Origin of the sequence: Streptomyces sp. NPDC056231 (genome assembly GCF_048270745.1) — a bacterium.
GTDB lineage: Bacteria > Actinomycetota > Actinomycetes > Streptomycetales > Streptomycetaceae > Streptomyces.
Genome location: NZ_JBLVKW010000040.1, coordinates 49,874 through 74,653, shown reverse-complemented (window position 1 = coordinate 74,653; position 24,780 = coordinate 49,874). Strand labels below are relative to the sequence as shown.

Sequence of the window (24,780 nt, the reverse complement as noted above, 5' to 3'; positions counted from 1 at the left end):
GGCCCCCCCCCCAACGCCTCACACCCCCCCCCCCGCGGGGGCCCCCCCCCCCCCCCCCCCCCGGGGGGCCCCCGGGGCTCCGCCGTGCGGACCCGGCCATGCGCACGGTCCGTCCCATGCTGCATGCTGTGCCTTTACACGGCCTTCGGCATGGAGCTGCGCATGACTTCCACCTTTCCGTCCATCTCCATCAGCACGGATCGGTTGGTGCTGCGCCCCTTCGACATGTCCGACGTTCCCGCGTACGTCGAGATGATGAACGACGAACTCGTCACCGCCTGGACCGGGGCGCCCCACCCCTACACCCAGGTCGACGCCGAACGCTGGGTCCGCAGGATCGCTCCGGCACAGCGAACGGGCGGTGACGGCATCGTCTTCGCCGTCACCGAATTCCTCACCCAGCGCCTCGTCGGCTCGGTCCGGCTGCGTAACACCGACTGGCGCACCCTCGCCACCGAGGCCACCTACATCACGGCCCCCTGGGCCCGCGGCGAGGGATACGCCACCGAGTCCGTCCTTGCCGTCGCCCAGTGGATCTTCCGCGACCAGGGCTTCGAACGCATCGAACTGCGCACCGCCGCCGACAACACCGCCTCCCAGCAGGTCGCCCAGAAGCTCGGCTGCATCAGTGAGGGCGTGCTGCGCAACGCCCGGATAGCGCGCACGCAGACCGAGGACGGCGGCTGGACCGACATCAGGACCGACCTGATCGTCTGGGGCCTGCTCCCCGAGGACCTCGACGGAGTCGCCGAGCAGTTGGCCGCAGGTGGCTACGGCACCTACAGCGACTGGAACTGACGCAGGGGACCGCATCGGTACGAACCGGTCGGGGACCGGATAGTCTCACCCTGCCCGCCCTCTCGTGGGCAGCCCACCTGCGACGACTCCTGGAGACTGACGACAGATGGCCGACCGGGTCACGGTGATCGGCTGGGACGGCTCGCCCCTGACCGCGGTGGCCGCGGCCGCGCTCTCGGCCGCCACCCTCGTCGCGGGCGCCGCCCACCACCTCGCTCTCCCCGAAGTCCCGGCAGCAGCCGAACGGATCCGCCTCGGCTCCATCGACCTGGCCGCCCGCAGGATCGCCGGCCACCGCGGCACCGCCGTGGTCCTCGCCGACGGCGACCCCGGCTTCTTCGGGGTCGTACGCAACCTCCGCGCACCCGAACACGGCCTGGAAGTCGAAGTCGTGCCCGCCGTGTCGGCCGTGGCCACCGCTTTCGCCCGCGTCGGCATGCCGTGGGAGGACGCCCAGACCGTCGTCGCCCACCCCCGCACCCTGCGCCGCGCCGTCAACGTCTGCCGCGCCCACCACAAGGTCGCCGTCCTCACCTCGCCCGGCGCGGGCCCCGCCGAACTCGCCCTGCTGCTCGACGGCGTCCACCGCACGTTCGTCATCTGCGAGGAACTCGGCACCGCACGTGAACAGGTCACGGTCCTCACCTCCGACAAGGCAGCCGACCACGTCTGGCGCGACCCGAACGTGGTGATCGTCATCGGCAGCGGACCCGAACAGCAGACCACCGGTGGCTGGATCTCCGGCCGCCATCCCCACGGGGTACGGGGCTGGGCGCTGCCCTCCGATGCCTACCCGGACAGCGTCACCGACCCCGAGGGCGAGTCCCCGGGGCTGCGCGCCGCCCAACTCGCCCGCCTCGGCCCGCGTGTGGGCGACCTCGTCTGGGACATCGGCTCCGGCAGCGGTGCCCTCTCCGTGGAGGCGGCGCGGTTCGGTGCGGCGGTCCTGGCGGTCGACAGTGACCCGGACGCCTGCGCCCGAACGGCCGCCGCTGCCCGCGCCTTCGGTGTACAACTCCAGGTTGTCCACGGTCGCGCACCCCATGTGCTGGAACGGCTGCCCGAGCCGGATGTCGTACGGATCGGGGGCGGCGGCGTCCCCGTCGTCACCGCCGTTGCCGACCGCCGGCCCGAGCGGATCGTCACCCACGCCTCGACCCGCGACGAGGCCGAAGCACTCGGCGCCGCACTCACCGGGAACGGCTACACGGTCGAGTGCGCACTCCTCCAGTCCGTCGAACTCGACACGTCCGCATGGGCGGAGCGCGAACGCTCGGTTGTATTTCTGCTCTCGGCAGTGCGCTCGGACCTCGCCCTGTGACCCGGCCGGCGTACTGCGCGAGGTAGGCTGGCCGATTGTTGCACCGCACGTGGACGTTCGTCGGTTCGTTCGTCAATGTCCGGAAAAGGGGACCGTTTTGGGCCTCGTTGTGGTACGGCAAACCCCGGGGGACGCGCAACGTGGCGCAGCCCACAGCAAGCCGTGGCAGAACTGCCTGTCGCGGCGGCGAACGGCCGCGAGAATGATGTACGTCCGCGTCCGATTCGTGCCGCGCGGCGAGCCCGCTCGTTCTTCATGACGAGCACCGGCGTGCCGTGTTCGGGCGTCCCGGGCGAAGGGCCGAAGGAGCACTGACGATGGGCGAGGGGTACGCATGAGTGACACCGGCCAGATCCCGGGCGAGGGACTGCCGGAGAGCGCAGGCATGGTGGAGCAACCGGGCATCCCCGCCCCGGGTGCGTACACCTTCCTCGACCCCTCCGTGCATGCGTCCGAGGACGACGACCTTCTGCTGATGCCGAGCCCGCAGGGCGCCTGGAGCGACCAGCAGGTGGCCCCCGTCCCCGGTCAGCCGACGGACGGCGGAGCCGGGCAGGCGCAGGCACCCGTGGCCGAGCAGGCCGCCTACCAGATGCAGCCACAGGGCCGGCCCGCCATGCAGGCCGTGCAGGCCCAGGGACCCGTGCAGGTCCAGGCGCCGGACCCGGCGATGTACGCCGTGCAGCAGGCGGTGGCCGGAGCGATGACCGAGACCGGGCAGGGCACGCACGAGTCCGGCGGCCGCGACTCGGGTGCCGTCGACCTCAACGGCGTACGTATGCCGGCCCAGGTCCCCGCTCCCGCACAGGCTGCGGTGGCGCAGGCCGCCGCCCCCGTACGCCGACCGCTGCACCGCGGCCCGGGCTCGGGCGAGTCGACCCCGTCGTACGGCGGGACGCCGACCGGCGGAGTGGTCCGTTCGCTCGCCGACCGAGGACCGGCGGGCGCGCCGCAGACCCCGATGCCCGCACGCCAGGCGGGACCGCCCACCACCGGTCCCGAGTACTTCGACCAGCTGGGCACCGAAGCGGCTGTGGTGCCGGGCCCGCAGCTCGGCGAGATCCCGCCGCAGGGCGGGAGCCCGTGGGTGGCCCATGCGCCGGAGCAGGTCGCGGCGCCGGTGGCCGCGGAACCTGTCGCAGAAACGGTCGTTCCGGAGTTCGTCGTGCCCGCCCCGGTGGCCGAACCGGCTGCAGAGCCGGTCACTGTGCCGGCTGCGGCCGAGGTTTCGTCCGAACCGTCCGTGGAGGCCGCCGCTCCGGTGGAGACACCGGTGGAAGCAGCGCCCGCAGGCCAGTTCGTGCCGGTGGACGGGTCGGTGCCGACCACTCCGCAACTGGCCCCGACGCCGGCAGCGGAGCCGGTCGTGGCATTCGAGCCCGCGCCCGAACCTCAGCCCGAGCCTGTGGCGATCGCTGTCCAGCCCGCACCTGCCCCGGTCATCGAGACCGCCGAGACCGTCCATCCGGCAGAGGCGGTCGACGCCCCGGCCCCCGAGCCGGCCGCGGCCGCCGAGCCGGTCGCCGTCCAGGAGCCGGTTGCGACCCCGGGGCCGGTCGTCGTCCCTGAGCCTGCCGCCGCTCCGGAGGAGCCGGCCCCCGCACCCGTCCTCGTGGCCGAGGCGGCGCCCGAGACGGTGACGGCCCCCGAACCGGAGCCCGAAACCGGCCCCGAGGTCATCGAGACCCCGGATGTCACAGCCCCCGTGGCCGACGCGGCCCCCGCGGCCCCCGCGGTTGCCGCCGAGCCCGCGGTTGCTGCCGAGCCCGCGGTTGCCGCCGAGCCCGCAGAGGTCTCCGGGCACACGGAGCCGGCCGACTCGGAGCCCGTTGCGGACGAGCAGCCCGTCGAACCGGCCCAGGCCACTGCCCCGGCAGAGCCCGAGGCAGCGGAGGCCGCGGTGGACACCGAGGCTCCCGCCTCCGCCCCCGCCCCCGGCTACGACGACGCCGAGCGCGAAGCCGTGCTCCGGGTGATGCGCGAACGCCGCGACATCCGTAACGGCTTCCGCAGCGACCCCATCCCGCACGAGGTTCTGCTCCGCGTCCTCGAAGCCGCGCACACGGCGCCCAGCGTCGGCCACTCGCAGCCCTGGGACTTCGTCGTCATCCGCTCGGCGGAGACCCGCCGCTCCATGCACGAACTGGCGCAGCGTCAGCGCGACGCCTACGCCAAGTCGCTGCCCAAGGGCCGGGCCAAGCAGTTCAAGGAACTGAAGATCGAGGCGATCCTCGAGACCCCGGTCAACATTGTCGTCACCGCCGATCCCACCCGCGGCGGCCGCCACACGCTCGGCCGGCACACCCAGCCGCAGATGGCCCCGTACTCCTCGGCGCTCGCCGTCGAGAACCTGTGGCTCGCCGCTCGCGCGGAGGGCCTCGGCGTCGGCTGGGTCAGCTTCTTCGACGAGCGGGAAATGGTCCGCGCCCTGGGCCTGCCCGAGCACCTCGAAGTCGTCGCGTACCTCTGTGTCGGTTACGTCGACGAATTCCCCGAGGAGCCCGAACTGATGCAGGCGGGCTGGTCCAAGCGCCGCCCGCTGTCCTGGGTCGTCCACGAGGAGACGTACGGCCGCCGCGCCCTGCCCGGCGAGGAACCGCACGACCTGCTGCAGGAGACCATCTCCAACATCCGCCCGCTGGATGCCAAGGCGCTCGGCGAGGCGTGGGAACGCCAGAAGCGGATGACCAAGCCGGCCGGTGCGCTCGGCATGCTGGAGATCATCTCCGCACAGCTCTCGGGCCTCTCCCGGATGTGCCCGCCGCCCATCCCGGAGCCCGCGGCCGTCGCGATCTTCGCCGGGGACCACGGGGTGCACGCCCAGGGCGTCACTGCGTGGCCGCAGGAGGTCACCGGCCAGATGGTCGCCAACTTCCTCGGCGGCGGCGCGGTCTGCAACGCGTTCGCGTCCCAGGTCGGCGCCGAAGTGTGCGTGGTCGACGTCGGCGTCGCCACGGAACTGCCCGCGACACCCGGCCTGCTGCCCCGCAAGGTGCGCGCCGGCACGGCCGACTTCACCACCGGCCCCGCCCTTACCCGCGAGGAGGTCCTCTCGGCCATCGAGGTCGGCATCGAGACCGCCCGCGACCTGGTCGCGGCGGGCAACAAGGGCCTGCTCACCGGTGAGATGGGCATCGCCAACACCACCGCGTCCGCCGCACTCATCTGCGTGTACACGGGCATGGACCCGGCAGAGGTGACCGGTCGCGGCACCGGCATCAACGACGAGATGCACGCCCGCAAGGTCGACGTGGTCCGCCGGGCCCTCGAACTGCACCAGCCCGACCCGGCCGACCCGATCGGTGTACTCGCCGCGGTCGGCGGCCTGGAGCACGCCGCCATGGCAGGCTTCCTGCTCGGCGGCGCCTCACTCCGTACACCCGTCATCCTGGACGGCGTCAGCGCGGGCGCTGCGGCCCTGGTCGCCCGGGCGATCGCCCCCGAGGCCCTCGCCGCGTGCATCGCCGGCCACCGCAGCGCCGAGCCAGGCCACGTAGCCGCGCTCAACAAGCTGGGTCTGCGCCCGCTGGTCGACCTCGACCTCCGCCTCGGCGAAGGAACGGGCGCGCTGCTGGCGCTCCCGATCGTGCAGAGCGCGGCGCGGGCGATGCACGAGGTGGCGACGTTCGACTCGGCAGGCGTCACCGAGAAGTAGCGCTCGGCCCTGCTCGGCCCGGCCGGCGTCCCGAGACGCTCGGCGGGGCCGAGCCACGCTTTCGGGCAGGGGCGGCGGGCATGGGACAGCCCCGCGCAGCGGCCCCCAGCCGCCCCACCGGCCCGCCCCGCACCCCGTATCGTGGACCCACGCCCCACAAAACCCCACGTCACAGCCGCTCCACCGCCGCAGCGGCCCGCACCCCGCATTGCACGAGGAGCCCGCACCGTCATGGCCGAGCACGCCGATCACCCCGCGTACCCCGTCGGACTGCGCCTGAGCGGGCGCCGCGTCGTCGTCGTCGGCGGCGGCCAGGTCGCGCAGCGCCGCCTTCCCGCGCTCATCTCGGCAGGTGCCGACATCACCCTCGTATCGCCGTCCGCGACCGCGTCGGTCGAGGCGATGGCCGACGCCGGTGAGATCCGCTGGGAGCGCCGCCGGTACGAGGACGGGGATCTGGCCGACACCTGGTACGCACTCATCGCCTCCGACGACGCCGCCGCGAACGACGCAGCGTCCGCCGAGGCCGAGCGCACCCGCACCTGGTGCGTGCGCAGCGACAACGCCGACGTGGCCACCGCCTGGACCCCGGCAACCGGTCGCAGCGAGGGCGTGATTGTCGCCGTCCTCTCCACCGACGCCCAGGGCCGCGACCCGCGCCACTCCGCCGCCGTCCGCGACGCCATCGTCGAGGGCCTGCGCGACGGCACGCTCACCACCGCGCACCACCGCACCCGCCGCGCCCCCGGTGTCTCCCTGGTCGGCGGCGGCCCCGGCGACCCCGACCTGATCACCGTGCGCGGCCGTCGCCTCCTCGCCGAGGCCGATGTCGTCATCGCCGACCGGCTCGGCCCGCGCGACCTGCTCGACGAACTGCCGCCGCACGTCGAGGTGATCGACGCGTCGAAGATCCCCTACGGCCGTTTCATGGCGCAGGAGGCGATCAACCAGGCGCTCATCGAGCACGCCAAGGCGGGCAAGGCCGTCGTCCGGCTCAAGGGCGGCGACCCGTTCGTCTTCGGCCGGGGCATGGAGGAGGTGCAGGCGCTCGCCGCCGAGGGCATCCCGTGCACCGTCGTCCCCGGCATCTCCAGCTCGATCTCCGTACCCGGCGCGGCCGGAATCCCCGTCACCCACCGCGGCGTGGCGCACGAGTTCACCGTTGTCAGCGGTCATGTCGCCCCCGACGACGAGCGTTCGCTGGTCGACTGGGCAGCGCTCGCGCAGCTGCGCGGCACCCTCGTGCTGCTGATGGCCGTCGACAAGATCGGCGCCATCGCGAAGGCCCTCATCGCCCACGGCAAGTCCCCGGACACCCCGGTCGCCCTGATCCAGGAGGGCACCACGGCATCCCAGCGCCGCGTCGACGCGACCCTCGCGACCGTCGGTGAACGGGCCGTCGCCGAAGAGGTGCGGCCCCCGGCCGTGATCGTCATCGGCGATGTCGTCGCGGTCGGTACGGACACCGCCCCGCACCCCGCCGAGTAACCAGCGGTAACGGATCTTTTTCCAAGCCGTTGGCACCACACACCGGACAAGGCAGTATCAACCTGTGGCAGATCTCATCACCGTCGACGACCCCGACGACCCTCGCCTGCGCGACTACACGGGCCTGACCGACGTCGAACTCCGACGCAGGCGGGAGCCGGCCGAAGGACTCTTCATCGCCGAGGGCGAGAAGGTGATCAGACGCGCCCGGCACGCCGGGTACGAGATGCGCTCGATGCTGCTCTCCGCGAAGTGGGTCGATGTGATGCGCGACGTCATCGACGAGGTTCCGGCCCCGGTGTACGCGGTCAGCCCGGAGCTCGCCGAACGCGTCACCGGCTACCACGTGCACCGCGGCGCACTCGCCTCCATGCAGCGCAAGCCGCTGCCCACGGCCGAGGAGCTGCTGGCGACGACCCGCCCCGTCGTCATGGAGGCGGTCGACGACCACACCGACATCGGAGCGGTGTCGCCTCTGGGTCTGCAAGAACGTGCAGCTCGGCGCATCGCGGTGTTCGAGGACATCGTCGATCATGCCAACCTGGGGGCCGCGTTCAGGAACGCCGCTGCCCTGGGCGTCGACGCGGTCCTCCTCACCCCACGCTGCGCTGATCCTCTGTACCGGAGGTCCGTGAAGGTCTCGATGGGGGCCGTCTTCCAGGTGCCGTGGACTCGCCTGGAGGCCTGGCCGAAGGGCGTCGAGGTCTTGCGTTCCGCGGGCTTCATGGTCGCCGCACTCTGCTTGAGCGGCCGAGCGATCACCCTCGACGAACTCGCCGTACGAAACGACGAGAAACTCGCCCTGGTCTTCGGCACGGAAGGCGCCGGCCTCACCCCCGGGACCCTTGCCGCAGTCGACGAGCACGTCCGCATCCCGATGGACGCCGGTGTGGACTCCCTCAACGTGGCAGCCGCCTCGGCCGTGGCCTTCTACGCCACCCGACCGCGAACTGCGTGAACCCGGCGTACTGCCGTTCGGCCGTGTCGATCTTTACGACCCCGCGTCCGGCGGCTGGTCGCTGGTCGCGTCCTACCCGGAGCCGATCCCCTGGGAGTCCTGCGGCGGCATCGACGGCAAGCTCTACGGCGCCGACGGCTCCAAGACCTCGGGGCCGGTGAAGCACGCCTGCGTCTACGACCCGGCGGCCGACGGCTGGTCGGCGGCTGGTCGGCGGTGCCCGAGCTGCCCATCGGCCTGCAGGGCTCGGCGTACACCGCGGCCAACCGCCTGCTGCTGGTCCCGGCCGGCGTCACCGACAAGGAGGCGGCGCCGCACCGGATGGACGAGGTGGCGCTGATGCTCGGTGCCGAGGGCGACCGGCAGTCCACGCAGGCCCTGGTCGCCGCCGACGAATGGGTACGGATCCCGATGGCGCGCGGCGTCGACTCGCTGAACGTGGGCGCGGCAGCCGCGGTCGCGTTCTACGCGGTGGCGACGGGTCGCCCGCAGAACTGACCGCCCGCCGTCCCCTGACATGGATCGTCGGGCCGCAGCGGCTGGTGCTGCCCGTGCCACCCAGGGGTGTGCCCGGCGCCCAGTCCGCGGGCCGGCCCCTGGCAGCCCTGCGCCGCCGCGATGCCGAGCGCCACGAGCAGCGTCACCACGACGAACACGACGAGCCGCTGCCGCAGCAGCCGCGGATTGGCGGGAATCCGGCCCGTCGAGGTCGTGCGGGCGCCGGGCCGCGTGCCCGGCCGGCGGCCGTTCGTCCCGTTCGTGCCCTGCGGGCGCTTGCCGGAGCGTGTCGTCATGCGCGGCTGCTGCTGAGGGCGCGAGCCGCCGGTGCGGGACGAAGAACCACGCGAAGACGCCGGCGCCTGCCGGCTCTGTGGACGGGGCGGTGGCGGGGCCGAGGCACGCCGGGTCTGCTGTTCGGTGTACGGGCCGTCGAGTCGGCTGGTCGGCCGGTCCAGCTCCTGCGCCGAGCGCTGGGCGGGCGGCCGGCTCTCGTGCAGGCCCTGTGCCTCACGGGCCGCGATCTCCTTGAGGCGCATGGAGAGTTGAAGCGTGCTCGGCCGCTCCTCCGGATCCTTCGCCAGACAGGCGCTCACCAGTGGCGCCAGCGCGTCGTGCACGTCGTACAACTGCGGTTCCTCGTGCACCACGCGATAGAGCATCACCTCGGAACTGCCGTGCCCGAAAGGCGAGTCGGCCATCGCCGCGTACGCCAGCGTGGCACCGAGCGAGAAGACGTCCGTCGCGGGCGTCACCGCCGCGCCCCGTACCTGCTCGGGCGCAAGGAATCCCGGCGAGCCCACCGCCGTGCCGACATGCGTGAGCGTGCTCGCCCCGGTCGCCCAGGCGATCCCGAAGTCGATGATCCGGGGGCCCTTGGGGGAGAGGAGGATGTTCGACGGCTTCAGGTCGCGATGGACGACACCCGCCTCGTGCACCGCCACGAGCCCCTCGGAGAGCGCCGCCCCGATCGACGCCACCTCGGCCGCCGACAGCGGACCTTCCTCGGCCACCTTGTCGTGGAGCGAGGGCCCGGGGACGTACTGTGTCGCGAACCACGGGCGGTCCGCCTCCAGATCGGCGGCCACCAGACGCGCCGTACAGCCGCCGCGGATCCGCCGCGCCGCCGACACCTCGCGCGCGAAACGCGAACGGAACTCCTGGTCCTCGGCGAGATCCGGGCGGATCACCTTGAGCGCCACCCGCTGGCCGCGCCGGTCCGAACCGAGATAGACGACACCCATGCCACCCGCCCCGAGCCGCCGGTGCAGCCTGAACGAGCCGACGACACGCGGGTCCTCGCGCCGGAGCCGCATCATCGCCATCGTCTGCCCATCCCCGCTGCCTGGTCCGCTTGACGTGGCACAGCTTACGTACCCGTGGCCCGGCGCGCTCAGAGGCCGCGCCCTCGCCCACCGATCGATTGTCAGTGCCGGGTGGGAAACTTGAGAAGTGGTCAGGGGGCCGCGGATCCACGCTCCCGGGCCCGTGCGAGATCTCAAAGGTCCGTCGCAGAAGGGGGATTGGATCAGTGAAGGGCGATCGTGTGGAGATAGTCGTGGACGCGGGAGACACGACGCGGACGTACGAGGTGGTGGCCACCAGAGCAGGCCGCCGGGTGGAGACAGCTGTCCGCCGAGGGGTCGTCGAAGTGAGTGAAGTCACTCGCAGCGGCACCGCCGTCCGTACCGCCCGCTTCATGGCGACCAGGGTGCTCGCCCTGGTCGAACAACCGGTCCCCAGGCAGGACGCATCCGAGCGTCCCCTCCGGGATGACCCCAAGGCGTAGCGCAGGATCTCCACCCAGGGGAGTACGCCGACCACCCACGGCTCATCCTCCGGGAGGCCCGGCATTCGGTACGCGGGCATGACGACCCACCCTCCTCGCGTCCCTAATGTTGAACTCAAGCGGCGGGCGTTGCACTCGTCCCCCGAGGTCAGACGCCCGCCGCTCCAACAATCAGGTCAGGAGAGGAACCATGGCGGACACGGCGACGCGGACGATGATCCGCACGCAGGGACGCAGGGCTCATGCCGCGTTCGGCGGCCGCCCGTCGTCCGGTACGCGCCACCCGCTGGTTGCGACAGCCATGGTTCTTCCTCTGGCGACCCTGCTCGTAGTCGTCTTCGGCGGCTGGGACGCGGTGGTCACACAGGCGTCGTCCGTGGGCGTGATGTTGGGGCGCTGAGCGGCGCCCCGGGTTCGGAAGAGCGGTCCGGACCGGGACATCCGGCCAACAACCCCGTGGGGACGGGGGTGCGGCGGACGGCAGCGTTTGTCCGGTCAGCTGGGGAGCTGACCGGACATCGCGCTGTCCGGGGGCAATGAGCGGCGGCGCACCACACCGTCGCCACGCGGCTGCCACGGCTTGCGCGGCAGCGCGTACGCTCGTCCGCGTGCCCGGGGCCTACCGGGCCGCACCTGTTGCCACCGGGGGAGACCGTGACCACCGCAGTCGTCCGCGCGCTGGGCGCCCTCGCCCATGACACGGCTCACCCGCACCGGCGTACCGCGGCCCCTTGTCCCACCTGCCCGGCACCGGCGGTGCTCGCGGACCGCGCCGACGGTACGGTCGTCCGCTCCGGCTCCGTGGTCGCGAAGGCCCACGCTCCGGACACCGACACCGCCGCCCTGGCCGCCCGTACGGCCCTGGCCTCGGCCCCCGCTCTCAGCGGCATCCTCCTGCCACCGGTACCCCAGCCTGCTGTTCCCGTGGTCGACGGCCGTCCGGTGACCCTCTGGCCTCACGGCGAACCGGTCGACCCCGCGGAGCCCGACGCCGCGCCCTGGGAAGAGTCCGGTGTCCTCCTGGCCCGGCTCCACCGCACCGCGCCCCCGTCCGCCCTACCTCCCATGCGGGGCCCCGCAAAAGCCGCCCTCGCCGTGGCCCGGATGTGCGCCGCCCGGCCCGGTGACCTGGCAACCGCCCCCGTACGCGAAGCATGGCGGCGCCTGCCCGCCTGGGCCCGCGACGAAGCCCCTGCACCCGCGCACCGCTCGCGCTTCATCTGCCACGGCGATCTCCACCTCGGCCAGCTCGTCCGCCACCCCGCGGCGCAGGGCCGCTGGCTGCTGATCGACGTCGACGACGTGGGGCTCGGTGACCCCGCGTGGGACCTCGCCCGCCCCGCCGCCTGGTACGCGGCAGGACTGCTGCCCCCCGAGGTCTGGCTGCGCTTCCTGGAGGCCTACCGGGCCGCGGGCGGGCCCGCAGTGCGGGCCTACGGCGATCCGTGGCCCGAGCTCGACGTCCCGGCCCGCGCCCTGACGGTTCAGGCCGCGGCACTGGCGTTCGCCAAGTCCGCGGCGGAGGGGCGAAATCCGGATGAGGTGGAACAGACGATGATCGATGCCTGTGCCCGAATTGCATCCATCCCGGCCGAGTTGGTGACCGAGCGCTCGTCGTAGGGTGAACCGATCGTCTCCGGGCATGCATTCCGGCGACGGCGAACCGACGGCGAGGAGCTGAGTCGACCATGCAGTGTCCCAAGTGCCACGCACAGATGCAGACCTACAACCGCAATGGCGTCCAGATCGAGCAGTGCAGCGGCTGCCGGGGGATATTCCTCGACTACGGCGAGCTGGAGACCCTGACCCGCATCGAGGCGCAGTGGACCCAGCCGGCCCCGCCCGCGCCGCCGGCCCCCCAGGCCTACCCCGCCGCGCCGGCCCCCGTCTGGGGCGCCCCGCAGCACCACGGCGGTCACTACCGGCACAAGAGCTTCGGCCGCATGCTCTTCTCCTCCTGACCCGGCCGACACCACGCCGCGGGCCCGGACGCGGTGCGTCCGGGCCCGCGGCGCGTCCGGTGCGCGCCCCTGTACGGTCGGGGCGCGCACGATGTGCGCCTCCGGCGGGAATGCATACCGTCGACAACATCTCGCCGTGGTCCGGCTTCGGCTGGCCGTACCGTTCGCCTACGGCCTGCGCGGACCGGCCCGCAAGGCCGCGCAGCCCTTCACCGGCTGACCCGGGCGGACTCGACCCGCACCGCAACCACGACAAAGCCCCGGTCGTCGAGACGACCGGGGCTTGCTGGTGCGCGATACTGGGATTGAACCAGTGACCTCTTCCGTGTCAGGGAAGCGCTCTCCCGCTGAGCTAATCGCGCAGGGTGACCCTGCGTGTACTGCGTGCGCGATACTGGGATTGAACCAGTGACCTCTTCCGTGTCAGGGAAGCGCTCTCCCGCTGAGCTAATCGCGCGGGGTGATCCTTGCGGACCAGTGGACGATACTGGGATTGAACCAGTGACCTCTTCCGTGTCAGGGAAGCGCTCTCCCGCTGAGCTAATCGTCCTTGGAGGTGGAGACGGGATTTGAACCCGTGTAGACGGCTTTGCAGGCCGTTGCCTCGCCTCTCGGCCACTCCACCAGGAGTGCAGGGGGTTCGGGAAAAGATCCCCCACTTCGAGCGGACGACGAGATTCGAACTCGCGACCCTCACCTTGGCAAGGTGATGCTCTACCAACTGAGCCACGTCCGCTTGTCGTTTCCGTTTCACTTGCGTGTCCCGGCGACGTGTTGAACTCTAGCGGATTCCTGGGCCAGTACAAAAACGCGTTTGTGCAGCGTGCTGAGGTGCGCTCGCCCCGGCGCAGGTCGCCGCGCAGCGTCCTAGACTCACCCACGTGCTCGACCTCGCTCCAATGGCCCGCTTCGGCGGCCTTGTCGCGTCCGATCTGCGGGACGTGACCAGTGACCCCTCAGCCCTCGACTCGTCCGGCTTCTGGGCGGTGTGCGCCGATTTTGAGGGCAGTCTCGTCTGTGCCCGCTTCGGGACCGTCCGGACCGAACCGGTGCCCGCACCCGTCCCCGGAGCCTGGCGCGGGCCCGGAGCCGGCGACTGGGTCTCGTCCCTGGACCGTGCCGCGTACACCGCGGGCGTACGCCGGATCCGCGAGCACATCGCGGCGGGCGAGGTGTACCAGGCCAACCTCTGCCGGGTGATGACCGCGGAGCTGCCGGACCCGGCCGCCGCCGACGTCGACGCCCTCACCGCGTTGCTCGCGCGCGGCAACCCCGCCCCGTACGCAGGAACGATTCGGCTGCCCGCGCACGGCGTGGAGATCGCCACCGCGTCCCCTGAACTCTTCCTGAGCCGGAACGGACGGACCGTCGAGTCCGGACCGATCAAGGGCACCGGCCGCACCGAGGCGGATCTGCTGGAGAAGGACCACGCCGAGAACGTGATGATCGTCGACTTGGTCCGCAACGACCTGGGCCGGGTCTGCGCCACCGGATCGGTCACCGTCCCCGACCTCTGCGTGGTGGAGAAGCACCCCGGGCTCGTCCACCTCGTCTCCACGGTGCGCGGCCGCCTCGCCGACGGCGCCGGCTGGCCCGAGCTGCTCGCCGCCGCGTTCCCGCCCGGCTCCGTCACCGGTGCACCCAAATCCAGCGCGCTCCGCATCATCGAGTCCCTGGAGACCGCGCCCCGGGGTCCGTACTGCGGCGGCATCGGCTGGGTCGACGCCGACCGGGCCACCGCCGGTCTCGCCGTCGGCATACGGACTTTCTGGATCGACCGGACCGGAGTGGCCCCGGTCCTCAGGTTCGGCACCGGCGCCGGGATCACCTGGGGCTCCGATCCGGAGCGCGAATGGGACGAGACCGAGCTCAAGGCCGCCCGGCTGCTCGCTGTAGCGTCGGGCGCCCACCAAGAAACTGGAAGGACCACATGATGTGGATGTGGGTCAACGGCGAACTGCGTGACGCCGCCGACGCCCGGGTGTCCGTGCTCGACCACGGACTGACCGTCGGGGACGGGATCTTCGAGACCGTCAGGACCACCGGGGGCCGCCCCTTCGCCCTCACCCGGCACCTCGACCGGCTGACCCGCTCGGCCCGCGGTCTCGGGTTGCCCGACCCCGACCTCGACGAGGTGCGCCGGGCCTGCGCCGCCGTCATCGAGGCCAACCCGATGGAACTCGGCCGGCTCCGCATCACGTACACGGGCGGCCTCTCTCCGCTCGGCTCCGACCGCGGCAACGACGGGCCGAGCCTGGTCGTGGCGCTCGGGGCGGTCAAGCGCCGCCCCGACACCACCGCCGTGATCACCGTGCCGTGGACCCGCAACGAACGCGGCGCACTGGCCGGGCTCAAGACCACGTCGTACGCGGAGAACGTCGTCGCCCTCGCCCGCGCCCATGATCAGGGCGCATCCGAGGCGCTCTTCGCCAACACTGTCGGACAGCTCTGCGAAGGCACCGGGTCGAATGTCTTCGTCGTCCTCGACGGACAGCTCCACACCCCGCCGGTCACCTCCGGCTGCCTCGCCGGGATCACCCGCGCTCTGGCCGTCGAATGGTCCGGGGCGCTGGAGACCGAGCTGCCCCTGGACGTCCTGGAGCACGCCGAGGAGATCTTCCTGACCTCCACCCTCCGAGACGTCCAGGCCGTCCACCGGGTCGACGTTCGCGAGCTGCCCGGCGGACCCGGGCCGGTGACGGCCAAGGCCATGCGGGTCTTCGAGGAGCGCGCCGGGAACGACCTCGACCCGTGAGCCGGGTCCATGACCCGTCCCGGGCCGCAGAACGGTCCCGAGCCGCGGACACCGTTCCGGGCCGTGGAACGGAACAGGTCCGCAAAACCGGGTGACGGGCGGCGGCGCAGCGGATAGAACACCGGTGATGACCACGACCCTCCGGCCGACCGGGCCGATCCAGCAAGGCGCCGACGGCGCGAGGACGCGCGCGTACGACGTGTGCGACAACGGGCGGCCCGTCGGGGCCGTCGAGATCGGTACCGAGCCCGGGTCCGGAGGCACGACAGGGACCATCCGCGGCCTGCGGATCGACGAACCGAACCGCAGGCGCGGCCGCGGCACCATTGCCGGGCTCGCCGCCGAGGAAGTGCTGCGCGGCTGGGGCTGTTCCCGGCTGACCGTGGAGGTCGAGCCGGACAACACGGCCGGACTGCGCCTGGCTGCTGCGCTCGGCTACACCGAGCGCAGCAGGAACATGGTCAAGGACCTGCCGCAGACCCCGCCCGTCCTGCCGGACGGCGTCACCGGGCGTTCGATGACCGAGGACGAGTTCGCGCAGTGGGAGAGCAGGGCCGTCGCCGAATACGCGGAAACCTTTGTGGCGCGCGGTGTTCCGGCGGGCGACGCTCTGCGCCGGGCCGAGGCCTCTCACCGGAAACATCTGCCGGACGGTCTTGCCACGGAGGGCGCGCACATTCGTGTCCTCGTCGACGGCGACGGCCGGACCGTGGGGCACGTCTGGGTGGCGCGGTTCGAAATGCACCCGGGGGTGGTGGTCGGGTACGTCTTCGACGTCGAGGTGCTCGAAGAGTTCCGCGGCCGGGGGTACGGCCGCGCGCTGATGCTGGAGGCCGAACGCATCGCCCTGGCCGCCGGCGACGAACGGATGGGGCTGCACGTGCTCTCGGACAACACCCCGGCGGTCCGGCTGTACGAGTCGCTCGGCTACGAAGCGACTCGGCACAACCTCGTCAAGCCGTTGTGACGTGCGGAGGGGCGAGCCGGGTACGCCGCGGTCAGCCCTGCTCCGCAAGGAGCCGGTCGGTGATCTCCTCGATCCGCTCGCGCAGCCCGTCCTGACTCTTGCCGCCGTCCAGCCGCTCGCCGCCGATCACATAGGTGGGGGTGCCGGTCACGCCGATGGCCTTCCCCTCCGCCTGGTCGGCGTCGACGATCAGCAGGTGCCGGCCGTCGATCAGAGCGGTGTCGAACTCCTCCGCATTCAGGCCGAGTTCGCGCGCCACCTCGATCAGAAGCGGCTCACCGGTGCGGCCGAGCTCCTCGGTCCTGGCGAGCACGGCCTCGATGTACGGCCAGTCCTTGCCCTGCTCCGCAGCCTCCTCGGCGGCCTGGGCCGCGGCGTACGCCTGCTTGTGCTTCTCCAGCGGGAAATGGCGCAGGCGCACCTCGAGCCGGTCGCCGTACCGGGCCCGCAGGGCGTGTACATCGGTGAGAGCCCGGTGGCAGTCGGGGCACTGGAGGTCGCACCAGACGTCGAGGACGACCGGGGCTGCAGGGGTGGATTCGTTCATGGAACCAGTCTCCCAGGGCCCACGCACGCATCTCAATCGGCACCGGCACGGGACCCGCGCACCGCAGGCCCGGTTCGGCCCGGCATCGATCGGCGGCACCTGGGGAGGATCCCGGCCCTGAAATGTCCCTGATGTGGTCGGGGATCATGGCCGCCGCCCCGGTGGGCGGTGCAGGATGGAAGGGACGTTTCCCCGTTGCGCCTGGAGGCCCTGATGCTTGCCGAGACCATTTGCTCTGCGGTGTCCGCGGCGGGTTTGGGCATTGCCGCCGTGACCGCCTACAGGAAGCGTTTCCTCGCCGCGACCCGGATCGCCGCCTACTCGCTGGTCCCGATCGGGCTGGTGCTGACCGGTGTCGTCGAGTGGGTCTCCAATATCGCCTTCAAGCCGAGCGTCTGGCTCGGCTTCGGGGTGCTTGGGGTGGCCTGGCTGCTCTTCATGATCACGCGTGCGGTCGAGCGCCGCGGCGTCGGCACCCGCAAGGAACGCAGGGCCGCCGCGCGGGCGGCGCGGTCCGATGCCGTCGCGCCCGCGGCGTCGGCACCGTCCCTGGGGGCCGGTGCACCGGCGGTCCAGCCACGGGAGAAGGCGAAGCCTGCACAGCGGGCCGCTGCGCCGGGCGATGACTTCAGCGACATCGAGGCCATCCTGAAGAAGCACGGAATCTGAAAGGGGACCGTCGGCAGCCATCGACGATGAATCGATTCATGTCCGATTCTTGACGGGGACCGCCGTGAAGGCGCCCTGTCGGCTCTCGACCGGGCCGGCCTGGGGCGCGAAGCGCTCGTCGAGATCCCTTCCGACAGGCTGGACGTGGCTGCGGGCGGCGACGCCGCAGTCGCTGTACGCGGCGGGAATCCGAGTGCCGCAGAACATCGCCATCGTCGGCTACGACGACATCGAATTCGCCGCCGCCGCTGCCGTACCGCTCACCTCGGTCCGCCGGCCGGCCGCCGTGATGGGCCGGATGGCCACGGATCTCCTGCTGCAGGAGGCGGACGACGAGGACGGCACGCACGAGCACCGCAGCGTGGTGCTGCAGCCGGAGCTAGGGCGTGTTTCGGAAGTCCCGCCTGCCGGGCGGCGTCCGGCACGCACGCTCGCTGCGTTGTCGGGCTCGTCCCGATACGCCCAGTATCGGGGCGGCCCTCCGCCTTGCGATCGCACGCACCAGACGCCGCCCGGCCCGCCCTAGGGGCGGACGACGCTACTTTCGAAACACGCCCTGGTCGTGCGCGCCTCCAGCGCGACGCCGTACTGAGCCACCCGGCGCTGCTCCGCCACACGTTTCCTTCCGTTTCTTCCTTGCCGCATGCCCGAAACGGAGACCGGGTGGCCCTGTTCGGTCTGTCGCTGCATCAACTTCGCGGCTGCCGACCGGAGTACCGGTGAAGCCGCCGACTTCGACGCCTTCTGGAAGCGCATCTCCAACGAGTCGGCCATATGCCGATCGACCCCGAATTCCAGTCGTACGAATCCGCGTTGAGCGCCGTCGAGGTATACGACGTGACCTTCTCCGGCTGAGGCGGACACCGCATACGCGCCACGGTCTTCGCCGCGTACAACCACTGAGCGGGACCGAAGGAGATCGAGGTCCACCCATGGAACGGTCACGAGCGCGGCTGTTCGGTCCACCGGGCCGCCCAGCTGCGGATGCTGCGCGACCTCGGCCGACCCGGCCGGGGCGGGGGAGGTGCGGGCGAACCGGCTGTGAGCCCGAATATGTGACAGCGGACCGGACGCCGGAGCGAATCCATCCGGCCCCGGCGGGAGTGAACTCCCCTCACAAAGAGGCGTGTTGATCGCCAACGGGGTCCGGTCTGCGCCATGATCGTCTCGAGATGGTGGAAACCTCCCCGGGCGATGCCCCCGCACCCCCTGCCGAAGAGCCGCGTGGCTGCCTCTTCGCGTTGTCCCAGCCCCCTTTGATGATCTTCCTCACGGTGGTCGGCGGCCTGCTGCTGATGGCCGCGTTGCACGATCTCTTCCTGCTGTGAGCGGGCCATGAAACGGGCGGCGAGCTGTCAGCCGGACGCTTCCTTGCGGCGTGCCCGGTACGCGGCGACATGCAGCCGATTACCGCAGGTGCGGCTGGAGCAGTACCTGCGGGAGCGGTTGCGGGACAGGTCCACGAACGCGTCCCGGCAGTCCGGTGCCTCGCAGCGCCGCAGTCGTTCCTGTTCGCCCGCCACCACGATGAAGGCGAGCGCCATGCCGCAGTCGGCCGCGAGGTGGTCGGCGATCGATGCGTCCGGCGCGAAGTAGTGCACGTGCCACTCGTAGCCGTCGTGGTTGCTCAGCTGCGGCGTGGTGCCCGCTGAGGCCACGAGGCTGTTGACGAGACCGGCGGCGGTCTCGGCGTCCGGTGCCGCGAAGATCTCGGCGAACCGGCTCCGTACCTCGCGTACGGACCGAAGATCCTTCTCGCCGAGTTCGGCAACGCCGCTGATGCGGTGGCGCCGGGCGAATCGGTAAAGCGCTTCGATGCCGGCGAGACCGTCGCTCGGTCCGCCCTCCGGCTGATCTGTCGCCGGTGCGGTGTTCACCAGCTCGACCACGATGTCGAGGGCGATCCGGGTGTCGTGGGGGATCAGCACGCTTTCGCTCCCTGGCCTCCGGCGGGCGGGCTCCCGCCGATGGCGGCTGACTCTACTGGTTCGGCGAGGGCGCAGAGTGGCCCGAGAGGGCCCCTGGGGCCGGTAAGGAGCGCATACCGGCCGACCAGGGGCCAGCGGGGCGCTCGGGGGCGCTGAGGGCGCACAGAGCCCGCCCAGCGCGTACGGGAGGGCCGGGGTGTGCGCCTGTCGTGCCCCCCCGGTGGAACACGCGCCGACGCCGTCACCACAGTGGATTCCGTGATGACGGCGCTGGTGTCTGCCCTATGTGGTTGTCCGCGCGGCGCCGTCGCCCCGAGTCGGACGGCGCCGTGCAGCTCTCGACCTGGCTCAGCTCTCGGCCAGGATGTGTGAGAGCTCCGTATCGAGGTCGAAGTGACGATGCTCGGTGCCGGGTGGAACCGCGGCGTCGGTCCGCTTCAGGAACGACTCCAGGGCCCTGGCCGGGGCCTCGAGCAGGGCTTCGCCCTCTGGGGAGCTCAGCGCGATGCAGACGACGCCCTGGCCGTGACTACGGGATGGCCAGACGCGGACGTCTCCGGTGCCGGTGGGCCTGTGCAGCCCCTCGGCAAGGAGGTCGCGGGCGAATACCCATTCGACCGTCTCCTCCGCTCCGGTGTGGAAGGTGGCGTGCACGGCATACGGATCGGCCGTGTCATACCGCAGGCCCGCGGGTACAGGCAGTGATGACTCGCTCGACACAACGAGGCGCAGGTGCAGCTCGCAGCTGACCGTGGTGTTCATAAGCGCCAGGGCCTTTCGCTCAGTGTGCGCTCGGGGATTCGCACGTCGGCGAAATCGACATGCCACCTACGGTGGCGTTGTAAACCCCTCTGACCCTTTTGTGGTCCTTCGGGTCGCTCATGAAGCGGTGTGTAACTTTGGGTTATGCGGCCATTCCGGTGACAAAGGCCGTTCCGGTAGATTGGGCCCATGAATGCGGAGAGTGACGCGCGGGACGGGATCGGCGGAGCGGCGGCCCCGGCGACCGCTGCGGGGGGCGTGACGGGGAAAGTGGCGCCGGACGTCACCGAGGGTGTGGTCAAGGAGGGGCGGGCGTTCGGCTCCCGGGCGCCGGGGTTCGTCAAGGCGTCCAGGACCCTGCATGTGAGCTGGCAGGTCGGCGTCTTCGTGGTCGGTCTCGCCGTGGTCGTGGGGGGCATCATCATGCTGCCCCTGCCCGGGCCCGGCTGGCTGGTGATCTTCGGCGGCATGGCGATCTGGGCGACCGAGTTCGTCTGGGCGCAACTGGTGCTGCACTGGACGCGCCGGAAGGTCACCGAGGCCGCCCAGAAGGCGCTCGATCCGAAGGTTCGGCGGCGGAACATCATCCTCACCGTGACCGGGCTCGTGATCATCGCCGTGCTGGTCGGGATCTATGTCTGGAAGTTCGGAATCGTGATGCCGTGGAAGATCCACGAGTGACCCGGGGGTGGTCGGAGAACGCCGCTGACATGGGGTAATGTTTGCGGTGTGCCCGGGCGATTAGCTCAGTGGGAGAGCGCTTCGTTCACACCGAAGAGGTCACTGGTTCGAAACCAGTATCGCCCACCGGGACAGAGGGCCCGCGAGACTGCACAGTCTCGCGGGCCCTCTGCGTTTCCCGCACCGATCGGGCGCCCTCCCGCCCGTTTCCGCAGCGGTACGAGGCCGTCCGTACGCTGCCGCCGACCCGCCCGCTGCGGGTCCCTGCCGTGCGACGCGAGGTTCAAGCGCTTCGGTGGATTCCATCCCAACGGTTGACGCTGCCTGTCCGAGGTGTGTCATGAGGACGTGGCGGAGTGCCCAGGGGCTGCGTGCGGCAGGCATGGGTGTGGCGGCTCCGGGGCTGATGGCCTGCGGCTGCGGCGGGGCGGCGGGTGAGCCGGAGCCGCCGGAGAGGCAGAGATGGCCAGGAGCGGGCCGTGCTGATCAACAAGACGATCGCGCTGTTCGAGAAGGAGTATCCGAACATCAAGGTCAAGACGGACTTCCAGGACTACGAGAATTTCTGACAGAAGTTCAATACCCGGGCCTCCGCGGGCAATGTCTCCGATGTCTTCCAGAGCTCCGTCGCATTCCCGCGCACGTTCGACGACAAGCGGGTTGTGCTCGATCTCAATTCCAAGGTGAAGGCCGGAAATCTCGGCATGGAGAACTTCCGGGCCGGACTGGAGAAGGCGGGTGACGTCAACGGGAAACTGCACGGTGTCCCGGTCGGCGGCAACGCCTTCGCCCGTGTCTGCCCCATGGCACCGCGCTGGACGGACTCGCCGCCATCGAGTACCTCGCACGCGTCGGCGACCGGTGCTGTGACCGGCAAACATTGCCGGGAGGGGCACCGGGTGCCGGCCTGAGGCAGGTGAAGCACGCCCGGGGCCGGCCCGCCGATCACGTGTTCCCTCAGCGCATGCGGCCCACGGCGTCCTTCAGCCGCCGCGCATCCCGCAGCCGCTGCTCGTACGTCGCCCCGACCAGCAGCAGCAGCACACCCGCGAGCGCAGGCGGCAGCCAGCGCGGCAGCGCACCGACCACCTGAACGACATAGGGCGCGAGTTCGTGCAGGGCGTCCAACGCCAGCACCGCGCCGCCGAGCAGCAGCAGAGCCTGCAGCCGCAGCCGGGCCCCGGCGAGTGTGAGCGCGAGAGCCACCACGCCGAGCAGCAGCGGCCGCACCCACGACGGGTCGGTCCAGGCCGCGACGAGACTCGGCACCAGCGTCGCCGCCAGACCCGCCCCGTACGCCGTCCAGGAGGATGCCGCCGGATCGCGGCGCCGCCGCATCACACCGACCACCAGCGCGGGCACCGTCACCGGCAGGGAGTACGCCTCCGGAGTCGACACCCCGGAAGCCGACAACCGCACCCACGTCGCCAGGACGAACAGGACCGCCGCCACGTACCCGGCCGCCGACCGCCGCTGCGCACGCACCGCCGTACCCGCCGCCAGCACCCCGCACAGCGCGAGCACCAGCGCCAGGTACGGCCTGTCCGGTGCGGCCATCGCGATCGCCACCGCACCCGCCACGGCGCCGGTCAGCTCAATCGGCAGCGCCGGTGGGCCGCCCCGCAGCCGGGCCCCGATCAGCACCGTCAGCGTGGGGACGACCAGCATGATCGGCGCGGCCCGGTACGTCGTGAGCTCCAACGACACCCCTACGGCTCCGGCGAGCACCGTCCCGCACACCACCGCCGCACAGGCCAGAACTCCCTGCGCCACCCGGGCCGTCGGCGACCCCTCCGCACGCGCCCCCGCCGCGGCCGCTGCGAACAGCACCAGCAGCGCCCCGAAGACCGCATAGGTGGCGGGCTCCGCGGCCAGTGACAGCGCTCCCACGCTCATCGTCCCGACCGCACCGCACACCAGCGCCACCGGTGCGACGGGGCCCGCCCCGCGACGCAACACCCGTACCGCCCCGGCGAGAAGCGCCGCGATCAGCGCCAACTCCACCACCACCGCGGCCGCGTACGGAGCGTCCAGCGCAACCGGCACCACCAGCAGCCCCGCCCACCCGGTCACCAGCGCACCGGCCCCCGCCGCACCCCGCCACGATTCGCCCGGGGAGATCACCGCACCGGCCACTCGCACCCATGAGGGCCACCAGTGGTGTGCCGCCCCCAGCAGACCGGCCACCACCAGCAGCATCACCGGCGCCGTGTACAGCTGCGGCCACTCCGCGCCCTCCAGCCCCAGCGCACCGCGCGCACTGCCGTCCGGTGCGCCCGACCACACCGGGGCCGACCGCGACAGCGGACCCGCCAGCGTCATGGCGGCCGCCGGTGCCGCCGCCAGTACCGCGCCCGAAACCACCGCGGCCGACGCCCACAGCACACCCTGCCCGGCCGGCCGGGGCAGCGGAGCCCGTACCGCCGCACACAGCACCAGACCGCACAGCAGATACACCGGAACCGACCAGTCCTCGGCAACCCCCGCGCGCAGCACGCCACCCACAGCCGCGACCACCGCCAGCCCGGCCACCACTCCACCGGTCACCGCGATCTCCTTCGGTGCCCGCCACACCGCGAACAGCGCGACCGCCGCTCCCGCCAGCAACAGTGCCCCCGGGACAACGGCGGAGAGGAGTGAACCAGCCGTCACCGACTGCGCCAGCGCCACCAGCACCCCGGAGAGCCCCGTCAAGCATCCGCAGACGGACGCGGTCACCCGGACCCCAACACCCTTGCCCCACCGGGCGATCGCAGAGTCCAGCATCGCCGTCAGCACCAGCGCCCAACCGAAGACCGAGGCCGACGCATCTGCCGACCACGCCCACAGCACCAACGTGAACTGCGCACTCACCACGGCCACCGGCAGCGGCAGACGAAGCTTGCCGAGTGCCAGACCGTACGCCGTCCACACCACGGCGAGGACCGCCGACGCGACCGCGGTGAACCCGAGACCGTCCGTGTCCGGCGCCGCCACCGTGTGCAGCGCGTACGCATCCAGCACCATCAGCACCAGAGCCAGCGCACCGAGCGACTCGGCCGTCGACGACAGACCGCGGCGCAGCAGGAGCGCGGGCGCGGCCGACGCCGCGACCGTCACCAGGGCGAGCACCGCCGAGCGGCCGCCTATCCCCATCTGACCCCAGCTGACCAGGGTGAACGCGATCGCCGCGATCGTCAGCAGCAGCCCGCCGAGACTCAGCAGCACGTTCTGGGCGTTGCGCGGCGGGACCGGCGCACCGGGAGAGCCGAACGGGGGCGCGGGCCACTGCGGATACGGCTGCGCCGGCCCGGAAGGCGCCGCGGACGCCGGTCCCGGAGAAGCGGCGGGCGGCGCGGCCTGCGGCTGCAGCACACTCACCAGCCAGGCACGACGGGTCAGCAGCTGCATCCGGCGGGCGTCCAGCCGGACCAGTTCTCGGTCGAGGAGCGCCAATTCCTCGGCGGGCGGCGGCACATGTTCCATAATCCGGGAGTGTGGCGCGGCCCACAGATCCGGACATGCGCTCGGGTACTCAGGTACGGGACTGAGTACGCGCAGACTGGGACCCATGGACTGGAGCCGCTACCGCTTTGTGAGCATCTGGGACGTTTCCTCCCCTCCCGATGCCGTGTACGGAATCCTGGAGCGCGCCGAGGAATACCCGCAGTGGTGGCCGCAGGTTCGCGAGGTCACCTCGGTCGATGACGCCACCGGAACCGTGCGTGTCCGCTCCGCCCTCCCGTACGACCTGGTCCTGACCGTCCGCGCGAGCCGCCGCGACCCGGCGGCCGGGATCCTCGAAGTGACCCTCGGCGGCGACCTCGACGGTTGGGCCCGCTGGACCGTCACCGCGCACGGCACCGGCAGCCGTGCCAGGTACGAGCAGGAGGTCGAGGTGCGGCGGCGGATCATGCGGCTGCTCGCGGTGCCCGGACGTGCGGTGTTCCGGGCGAACCACGCCCTGATGATGCGGGCGGGACGCCGCGGACTGGCGGCCCGACTCGAAGCAGTTTGAACCACA

At 71.7% G+C, this 24,780-nt stretch carries 22 protein-coding genes, 6 tRNA genes and 2 pseudogenes; 20 read left to right on the top strand and 10 right to left on the bottom strand.

Annotated elements, in window-relative coordinates; genetic code table 11:
- Positions 1-123 precede the first annotated feature (123 nt).
- The 6 genes and pseudogenes from ACNPQM_RS26795 to ACNPQM_RS26770 all read left to right on the top strand — a co-directional run.
- Entirely contained in the window at positions 124-798 is a 675-nt protein-coding gene (locus ACNPQM_RS26795; protein ID WP_418086020.1) for a GNAT family N-acetyltransferase, read from the top strand.
- Positions 799-904: 106 nt separating this feature from the next.
- Positions 905-2,119, top strand: a complete 1,215-nt coding sequence (gene cbiE, locus ACNPQM_RS26790) for a precorrin-6y C5,15-methyltransferase (decarboxylating) subunit CbiE (protein ID WP_358862085.1) — start codon at positions 905-907, stop codon at positions 2,117-2,119.
- Positions 2,120-2,453: 334 nt separating this feature from the next.
- Positions 2,454-5,774, top strand: coding sequence for a nicotinate-nucleotide--dimethylbenzimidazole phosphoribosyltransferase (gene cobT, locus ACNPQM_RS26785; protein WP_418086019.1), 3,321 nt, complete (start codon positions 2,454-2,456; stop codon positions 5,772-5,774).
- Between the two features lie 231 nt (positions 5,775-6,005).
- A complete protein-coding gene (cobA, locus tag ACNPQM_RS26780; protein ID WP_418086018.1) occupies positions 6,006-7,262 on the top strand; it encodes a uroporphyrinogen-III C-methyltransferase in 1,257 nt (418 codons plus the stop codon).
- Between the two features lie 64 nt (positions 7,263-7,326).
- Entirely contained in the window at positions 7,327-8,220 is an 894-nt protein-coding gene (locus tag ACNPQM_RS26775) for a TrmH family RNA methyltransferase (RefSeq protein ID WP_418086017.1), read from the top strand.
- Between the two features lie 300 nt (positions 8,221-8,520).
- A pseudogene (locus ACNPQM_RS26770) lies at positions 8,521-8,718 on the top strand (TrmH family RNA methyltransferase); the annotation flags it as partial.
- Here ACNPQM_RS26770 and ACNPQM_RS26765 read toward each other — a convergent pair.
- Positions 8,685-10,043, bottom strand: a complete 1,359-nt coding sequence (locus tag ACNPQM_RS26765) for a serine/threonine-protein kinase (RefSeq protein ID WP_418086016.1) — start codon at positions 10,041-10,043, stop codon at positions 8,685-8,687. The pseudogene ACNPQM_RS26770 and the gene ACNPQM_RS26765 overlap by 34 nt on opposite strands.
- Before the next feature lie 206 nt (positions 10,044-10,249).
- On the opposite strand from ACNPQM_RS26765, the gene ACNPQM_RS26760 reads away from it, so the two are divergent.
- The 4 genes from ACNPQM_RS26760 (at position 10,250) to ACNPQM_RS26745 (ending at position 12,468) form a co-directional block, all read left to right on the top strand.
- Positions 10,250-10,507: a hypothetical protein gene (locus tag ACNPQM_RS26760; protein ID WP_358862090.1), complete on the top strand. Its 258-nt coding sequence runs from the start codon at positions 10,250-10,252 to the stop codon at positions 10,505-10,507.
- 190 nt (positions 10,508-10,697) lie between these two features.
- Positions 10,698-10,907, top strand: coding sequence for a hypothetical protein (locus ACNPQM_RS26755; RefSeq protein ID WP_358862091.1), 210 nt, complete (start codon positions 10,698-10,700; stop codon positions 10,905-10,907).
- A gap of 254 nt (positions 10,908-11,161) precedes the next feature.
- Positions 11,162-12,127: a phosphotransferase family protein gene (locus ACNPQM_RS26750; RefSeq protein ID WP_418086015.1), complete on the top strand. Its 966-nt coding sequence runs from the start codon at positions 11,162-11,164 to the stop codon at positions 12,125-12,127.
- Between the two features lie 68 nt (positions 12,128-12,195).
- A complete protein-coding gene (locus ACNPQM_RS26745) occupies positions 12,196-12,468 on the top strand; it encodes a zf-TFIIB domain-containing protein (RefSeq protein WP_358862093.1) in 273 nt (90 codons plus the stop codon).
- Positions 12,469-12,755: 287 nt separating this feature from the next.
- Here the strand turns inward: ACNPQM_RS26745 and ACNPQM_RS26740 are convergent.
- The 5 genes from ACNPQM_RS26740 to ACNPQM_RS26720 form a co-directional block, all read right to left on the bottom strand.
- Positions 12,756-12,830, bottom strand: a tRNA-Val gene (locus tag ACNPQM_RS26740).
- 23 nt (positions 12,831-12,853) lie between these two features.
- A tRNA-Val gene (locus ACNPQM_RS26735) sits at positions 12,854-12,925 on the bottom strand.
- A 21-nt stretch (positions 12,926-12,946) separates the two neighbouring features.
- Positions 12,947-13,018 (bottom strand) — tRNA-Val (locus tag ACNPQM_RS26730).
- 1 nt (position 13,019) lies between these two features.
- Positions 13,020-13,093: transfer RNA gene (locus tag ACNPQM_RS26725), tRNA-Cys, on the bottom strand.
- Positions 13,094-13,131: 38 nt separating this feature from the next.
- A tRNA-Gly gene (locus ACNPQM_RS26720) sits at positions 13,132-13,204 on the bottom strand.
- A gap of 163 nt (positions 13,205-13,367) precedes the next feature.
- Between ACNPQM_RS26720 and ACNPQM_RS26715 the strand changes: the two genes are divergently transcribed.
- The 3 genes from ACNPQM_RS26715 to ACNPQM_RS26705 all read left to right on the top strand — a co-directional run bounded on the left by ACNPQM_RS26715 (position 13,368) and on the right by ACNPQM_RS26705 (position 16,190).
- On the top strand, positions 13,368-14,402 hold the full coding sequence (locus ACNPQM_RS26715; RefSeq protein WP_418086022.1) for a chorismate-binding protein: 1,035 nt from the start codon (positions 13,368-13,370) through the stop codon (positions 14,400-14,402).
- Positions 14,402-15,223 carry an aminotransferase class IV gene (locus ACNPQM_RS26710; RefSeq protein WP_418086021.1) on the top strand — a complete coding sequence of 274 codons (822 nt, stop codon included), beginning with the start codon at positions 14,402-14,404 and terminating at the stop codon, positions 15,221-15,223. Before ACNPQM_RS26715 ends, ACNPQM_RS26710 begins: the two co-directional genes overlap by 1 nt.
- Before the next feature lie 127 nt (positions 15,224-15,350).
- Complete coding sequence (locus ACNPQM_RS26705) at positions 15,351-16,190, top strand: GNAT family N-acetyltransferase (RefSeq protein ID WP_418086014.1); 840 nt, start codon at positions 15,351-15,353, stop codon at positions 16,188-16,190.
- A 31-nt stretch (positions 16,191-16,221) separates the two neighbouring features.
- Here the strand turns inward: ACNPQM_RS26705 and ACNPQM_RS26700 are convergent, their stop codons facing one another.
- Positions 16,222-16,737 (bottom strand): DsbA family protein, encoded by a 516-nt coding sequence (locus ACNPQM_RS26700; RefSeq protein ID WP_358863112.1) that lies wholly within the window; start codon positions 16,735-16,737, stop codon positions 16,222-16,224.
- A 213-nt stretch (positions 16,738-16,950) separates the two neighbouring features.
- On the opposite strand from ACNPQM_RS26700, the gene ACNPQM_RS26695 reads away from it, so the two are divergent.
- From ACNPQM_RS26695 to ACNPQM_RS26685, 3 genes and pseudogenes are all read left to right on the top strand, one after another.
- Positions 16,951-17,406, top strand: a complete 456-nt coding sequence (locus ACNPQM_RS26695; protein ID WP_418086013.1) for a hypothetical protein — start codon at positions 16,951-16,953, stop codon at positions 17,404-17,406.
- Positions 17,407-17,463: 57 nt separating this feature from the next.
- Positions 17,464-17,932 (top strand): annotated as a pseudogene (locus ACNPQM_RS26690) (substrate-binding domain-containing protein); the annotation flags it as partial.
- A gap of 646 nt (positions 17,933-18,578) precedes the next feature.
- On the top strand, positions 18,579-18,734 hold the full coding sequence (locus ACNPQM_RS26685) for a hypothetical protein (RefSeq protein WP_358863114.1): 156 nt from the start codon (positions 18,579-18,581) through the stop codon (positions 18,732-18,734).
- 27 nt (positions 18,735-18,761) lie between these two features.
- Here the strand turns inward: ACNPQM_RS26685 and ACNPQM_RS26680 are convergent, their stop codons facing one another.
- Both ACNPQM_RS26680 and ACNPQM_RS26675 read right to left on the bottom strand, forming a co-directional pair.
- On the bottom strand, positions 18,762-19,334 hold the full coding sequence (locus ACNPQM_RS26680; RefSeq protein ID WP_418086012.1) for a CGNR zinc finger domain-containing protein: 573 nt from the start codon (positions 19,332-19,334) through the stop codon (positions 18,762-18,764).
- A gap of 348 nt (positions 19,335-19,682) precedes the next feature.
- Entirely contained in the window at positions 19,683-20,096 is a 414-nt protein-coding gene (locus tag ACNPQM_RS26675; RefSeq protein WP_003959770.1) for an SsgA family sporulation/cell division regulator, read from the bottom strand.
- A gap of 189 nt (positions 20,097-20,285) precedes the next feature.
- On the opposite strand from ACNPQM_RS26675, the gene ACNPQM_RS26670 reads away from it, so the two are divergent.
- From ACNPQM_RS26670 to ACNPQM_RS26660, 3 genes are all read left to right on the top strand, one after another.
- Positions 20,286-20,777, top strand: a complete 492-nt coding sequence (locus ACNPQM_RS26670; protein WP_418086011.1) for a TIGR02611 family protein — start codon at positions 20,286-20,288, stop codon at positions 20,775-20,777.
- Positions 20,778-20,831: 54 nt separating this feature from the next.
- A tRNA-Val gene (locus ACNPQM_RS26665) sits at positions 20,832-20,903 on the top strand.
- Between the two features lie 536 nt (positions 20,904-21,439).
- Entirely contained in the window at positions 21,440-21,688 is a 249-nt protein-coding gene (locus ACNPQM_RS26660) for a hypothetical protein (protein WP_418086010.1), read from the top strand.
- 46 nt (positions 21,689-21,734) lie between these two features.
- On the opposite strand, the gene ACNPQM_RS26655 is transcribed toward ACNPQM_RS26660, so the two are convergent.
- On the bottom strand, positions 21,735-24,242 hold the full coding sequence (locus tag ACNPQM_RS26655) for an SCO7613 C-terminal domain-containing membrane protein (protein ID WP_418086009.1): 2,508 nt from the start codon (positions 24,240-24,242) through the stop codon (positions 21,735-21,737).
- A gap of 85 nt (positions 24,243-24,327) precedes the next feature.
- Between ACNPQM_RS26655 and ACNPQM_RS26650 the strand changes: the two genes are divergently transcribed.
- Positions 24,328-24,774: an SRPBCC family protein gene (locus tag ACNPQM_RS26650; protein ID WP_358860782.1), complete on the top strand. Its 447-nt coding sequence runs from the start codon at positions 24,328-24,330 to the stop codon at positions 24,772-24,774.
- The last annotated feature ends 6 nt before the right edge of the window (positions 24,775-24,780 follow it).

What these genes read in the sequence shown, in the direction of transcription:
- ACNPQM_RS26710 (WP_418086021.1), top strand. Translation starts at nt 14,402, where the DNA reads ATGTGGATGTGGGTCAACGGCGAACTGCGTGACGCCGCCGACGCCCGG.
- ACNPQM_RS26745 (WP_358862093.1), top strand. Translation starts at nt 12,196, where the DNA reads ATGCAGTGTCCCAAGTGCCACGCACAGATGCAGACCTACAACCGCAAT.
- cbiE (WP_358862085.1), top strand. Translation starts at nt 905, where the DNA reads ATGGCCGACCGGGTCACGGTGATCGGCTGGGACGGCTCGCCCCTGACC.
- ACNPQM_RS26705 (WP_418086014.1), top strand. Translation starts at nt 15,351, where the DNA reads ATGACCACGACCCTCCGGCCGACCGGGCCGATCCAGCAAGGCGCCGAC.
- ACNPQM_RS26715 (WP_418086022.1), top strand. Translation starts at nt 13,368, where the DNA reads ATGGCCCGCTTCGGCGGCCTTGTCGCGTCCGATCTGCGGGACGTGACC.
- ACNPQM_RS26650 (WP_358860782.1), top strand. Translation starts at nt 24,328, where the DNA reads ATGGACTGGAGCCGCTACCGCTTTGTGAGCATCTGGGACGTTTCCTCC.
- ACNPQM_RS26700 (WP_358863112.1), bottom strand. Translation starts at nt 16,737, where the DNA reads ATGAACGAATCCACCCCTGCAGCCCCGGTCGTCCTCGACGTCTGGTGC.
- ACNPQM_RS26765 (WP_418086016.1), bottom strand. Translation starts at nt 10,043, where the DNA reads ATGGCGATGATGCGGCTCCGGCGCGAGGACCCGCGTGTCGTCGGCTCG.
- ACNPQM_RS26695 (WP_418086013.1), top strand. Translation starts at nt 16,951, where the DNA reads ATGCTTGCCGAGACCATTTGCTCTGCGGTGTCCGCGGCGGGTTTGGGC.
- ACNPQM_RS26670 (WP_418086011.1), top strand. Translation starts at nt 20,286, where the DNA reads ATGAATGCGGAGAGTGACGCGCGGGACGGGATCGGCGGAGCGGCGGCC.
- ACNPQM_RS26755 (WP_358862091.1), top strand. Translation starts at nt 10,698, where the DNA reads ATGGCGGACACGGCGACGCGGACGATGATCCGCACGCAGGGACGCAGG.
- ACNPQM_RS26655 (WP_418086009.1), bottom strand. Translation starts at nt 24,242, where the DNA reads ATGGAACATGTGCCGCCGCCCGCCGAGGAATTGGCGCTCCTCGACCGA.
- ACNPQM_RS26685 (WP_358863114.1), top strand. Translation starts at nt 18,579, where the DNA reads ATGGTGGAAACCTCCCCGGGCGATGCCCCCGCACCCCCTGCCGAAGAG.
- cobT (WP_418086019.1), top strand. Translation starts at nt 2,454, where the DNA reads ATGAGTGACACCGGCCAGATCCCGGGCGAGGGACTGCCGGAGAGCGCA.
- ACNPQM_RS26795 (WP_418086020.1), top strand. Translation starts at nt 124, where the DNA reads ATGCTGTGCCTTTACACGGCCTTCGGCATGGAGCTGCGCATGACTTCC.
- ACNPQM_RS26675 (WP_003959770.1), bottom strand. Translation starts at nt 20,096, where the DNA reads ATGAACACCACGGTCAGCTGCGAGCTGCACCTGCGCCTCGTTGTGTCG.
- cobA (WP_418086018.1), top strand. Translation starts at nt 6,006, where the DNA reads ATGGCCGAGCACGCCGATCACCCCGCGTACCCCGTCGGACTGCGCCTG.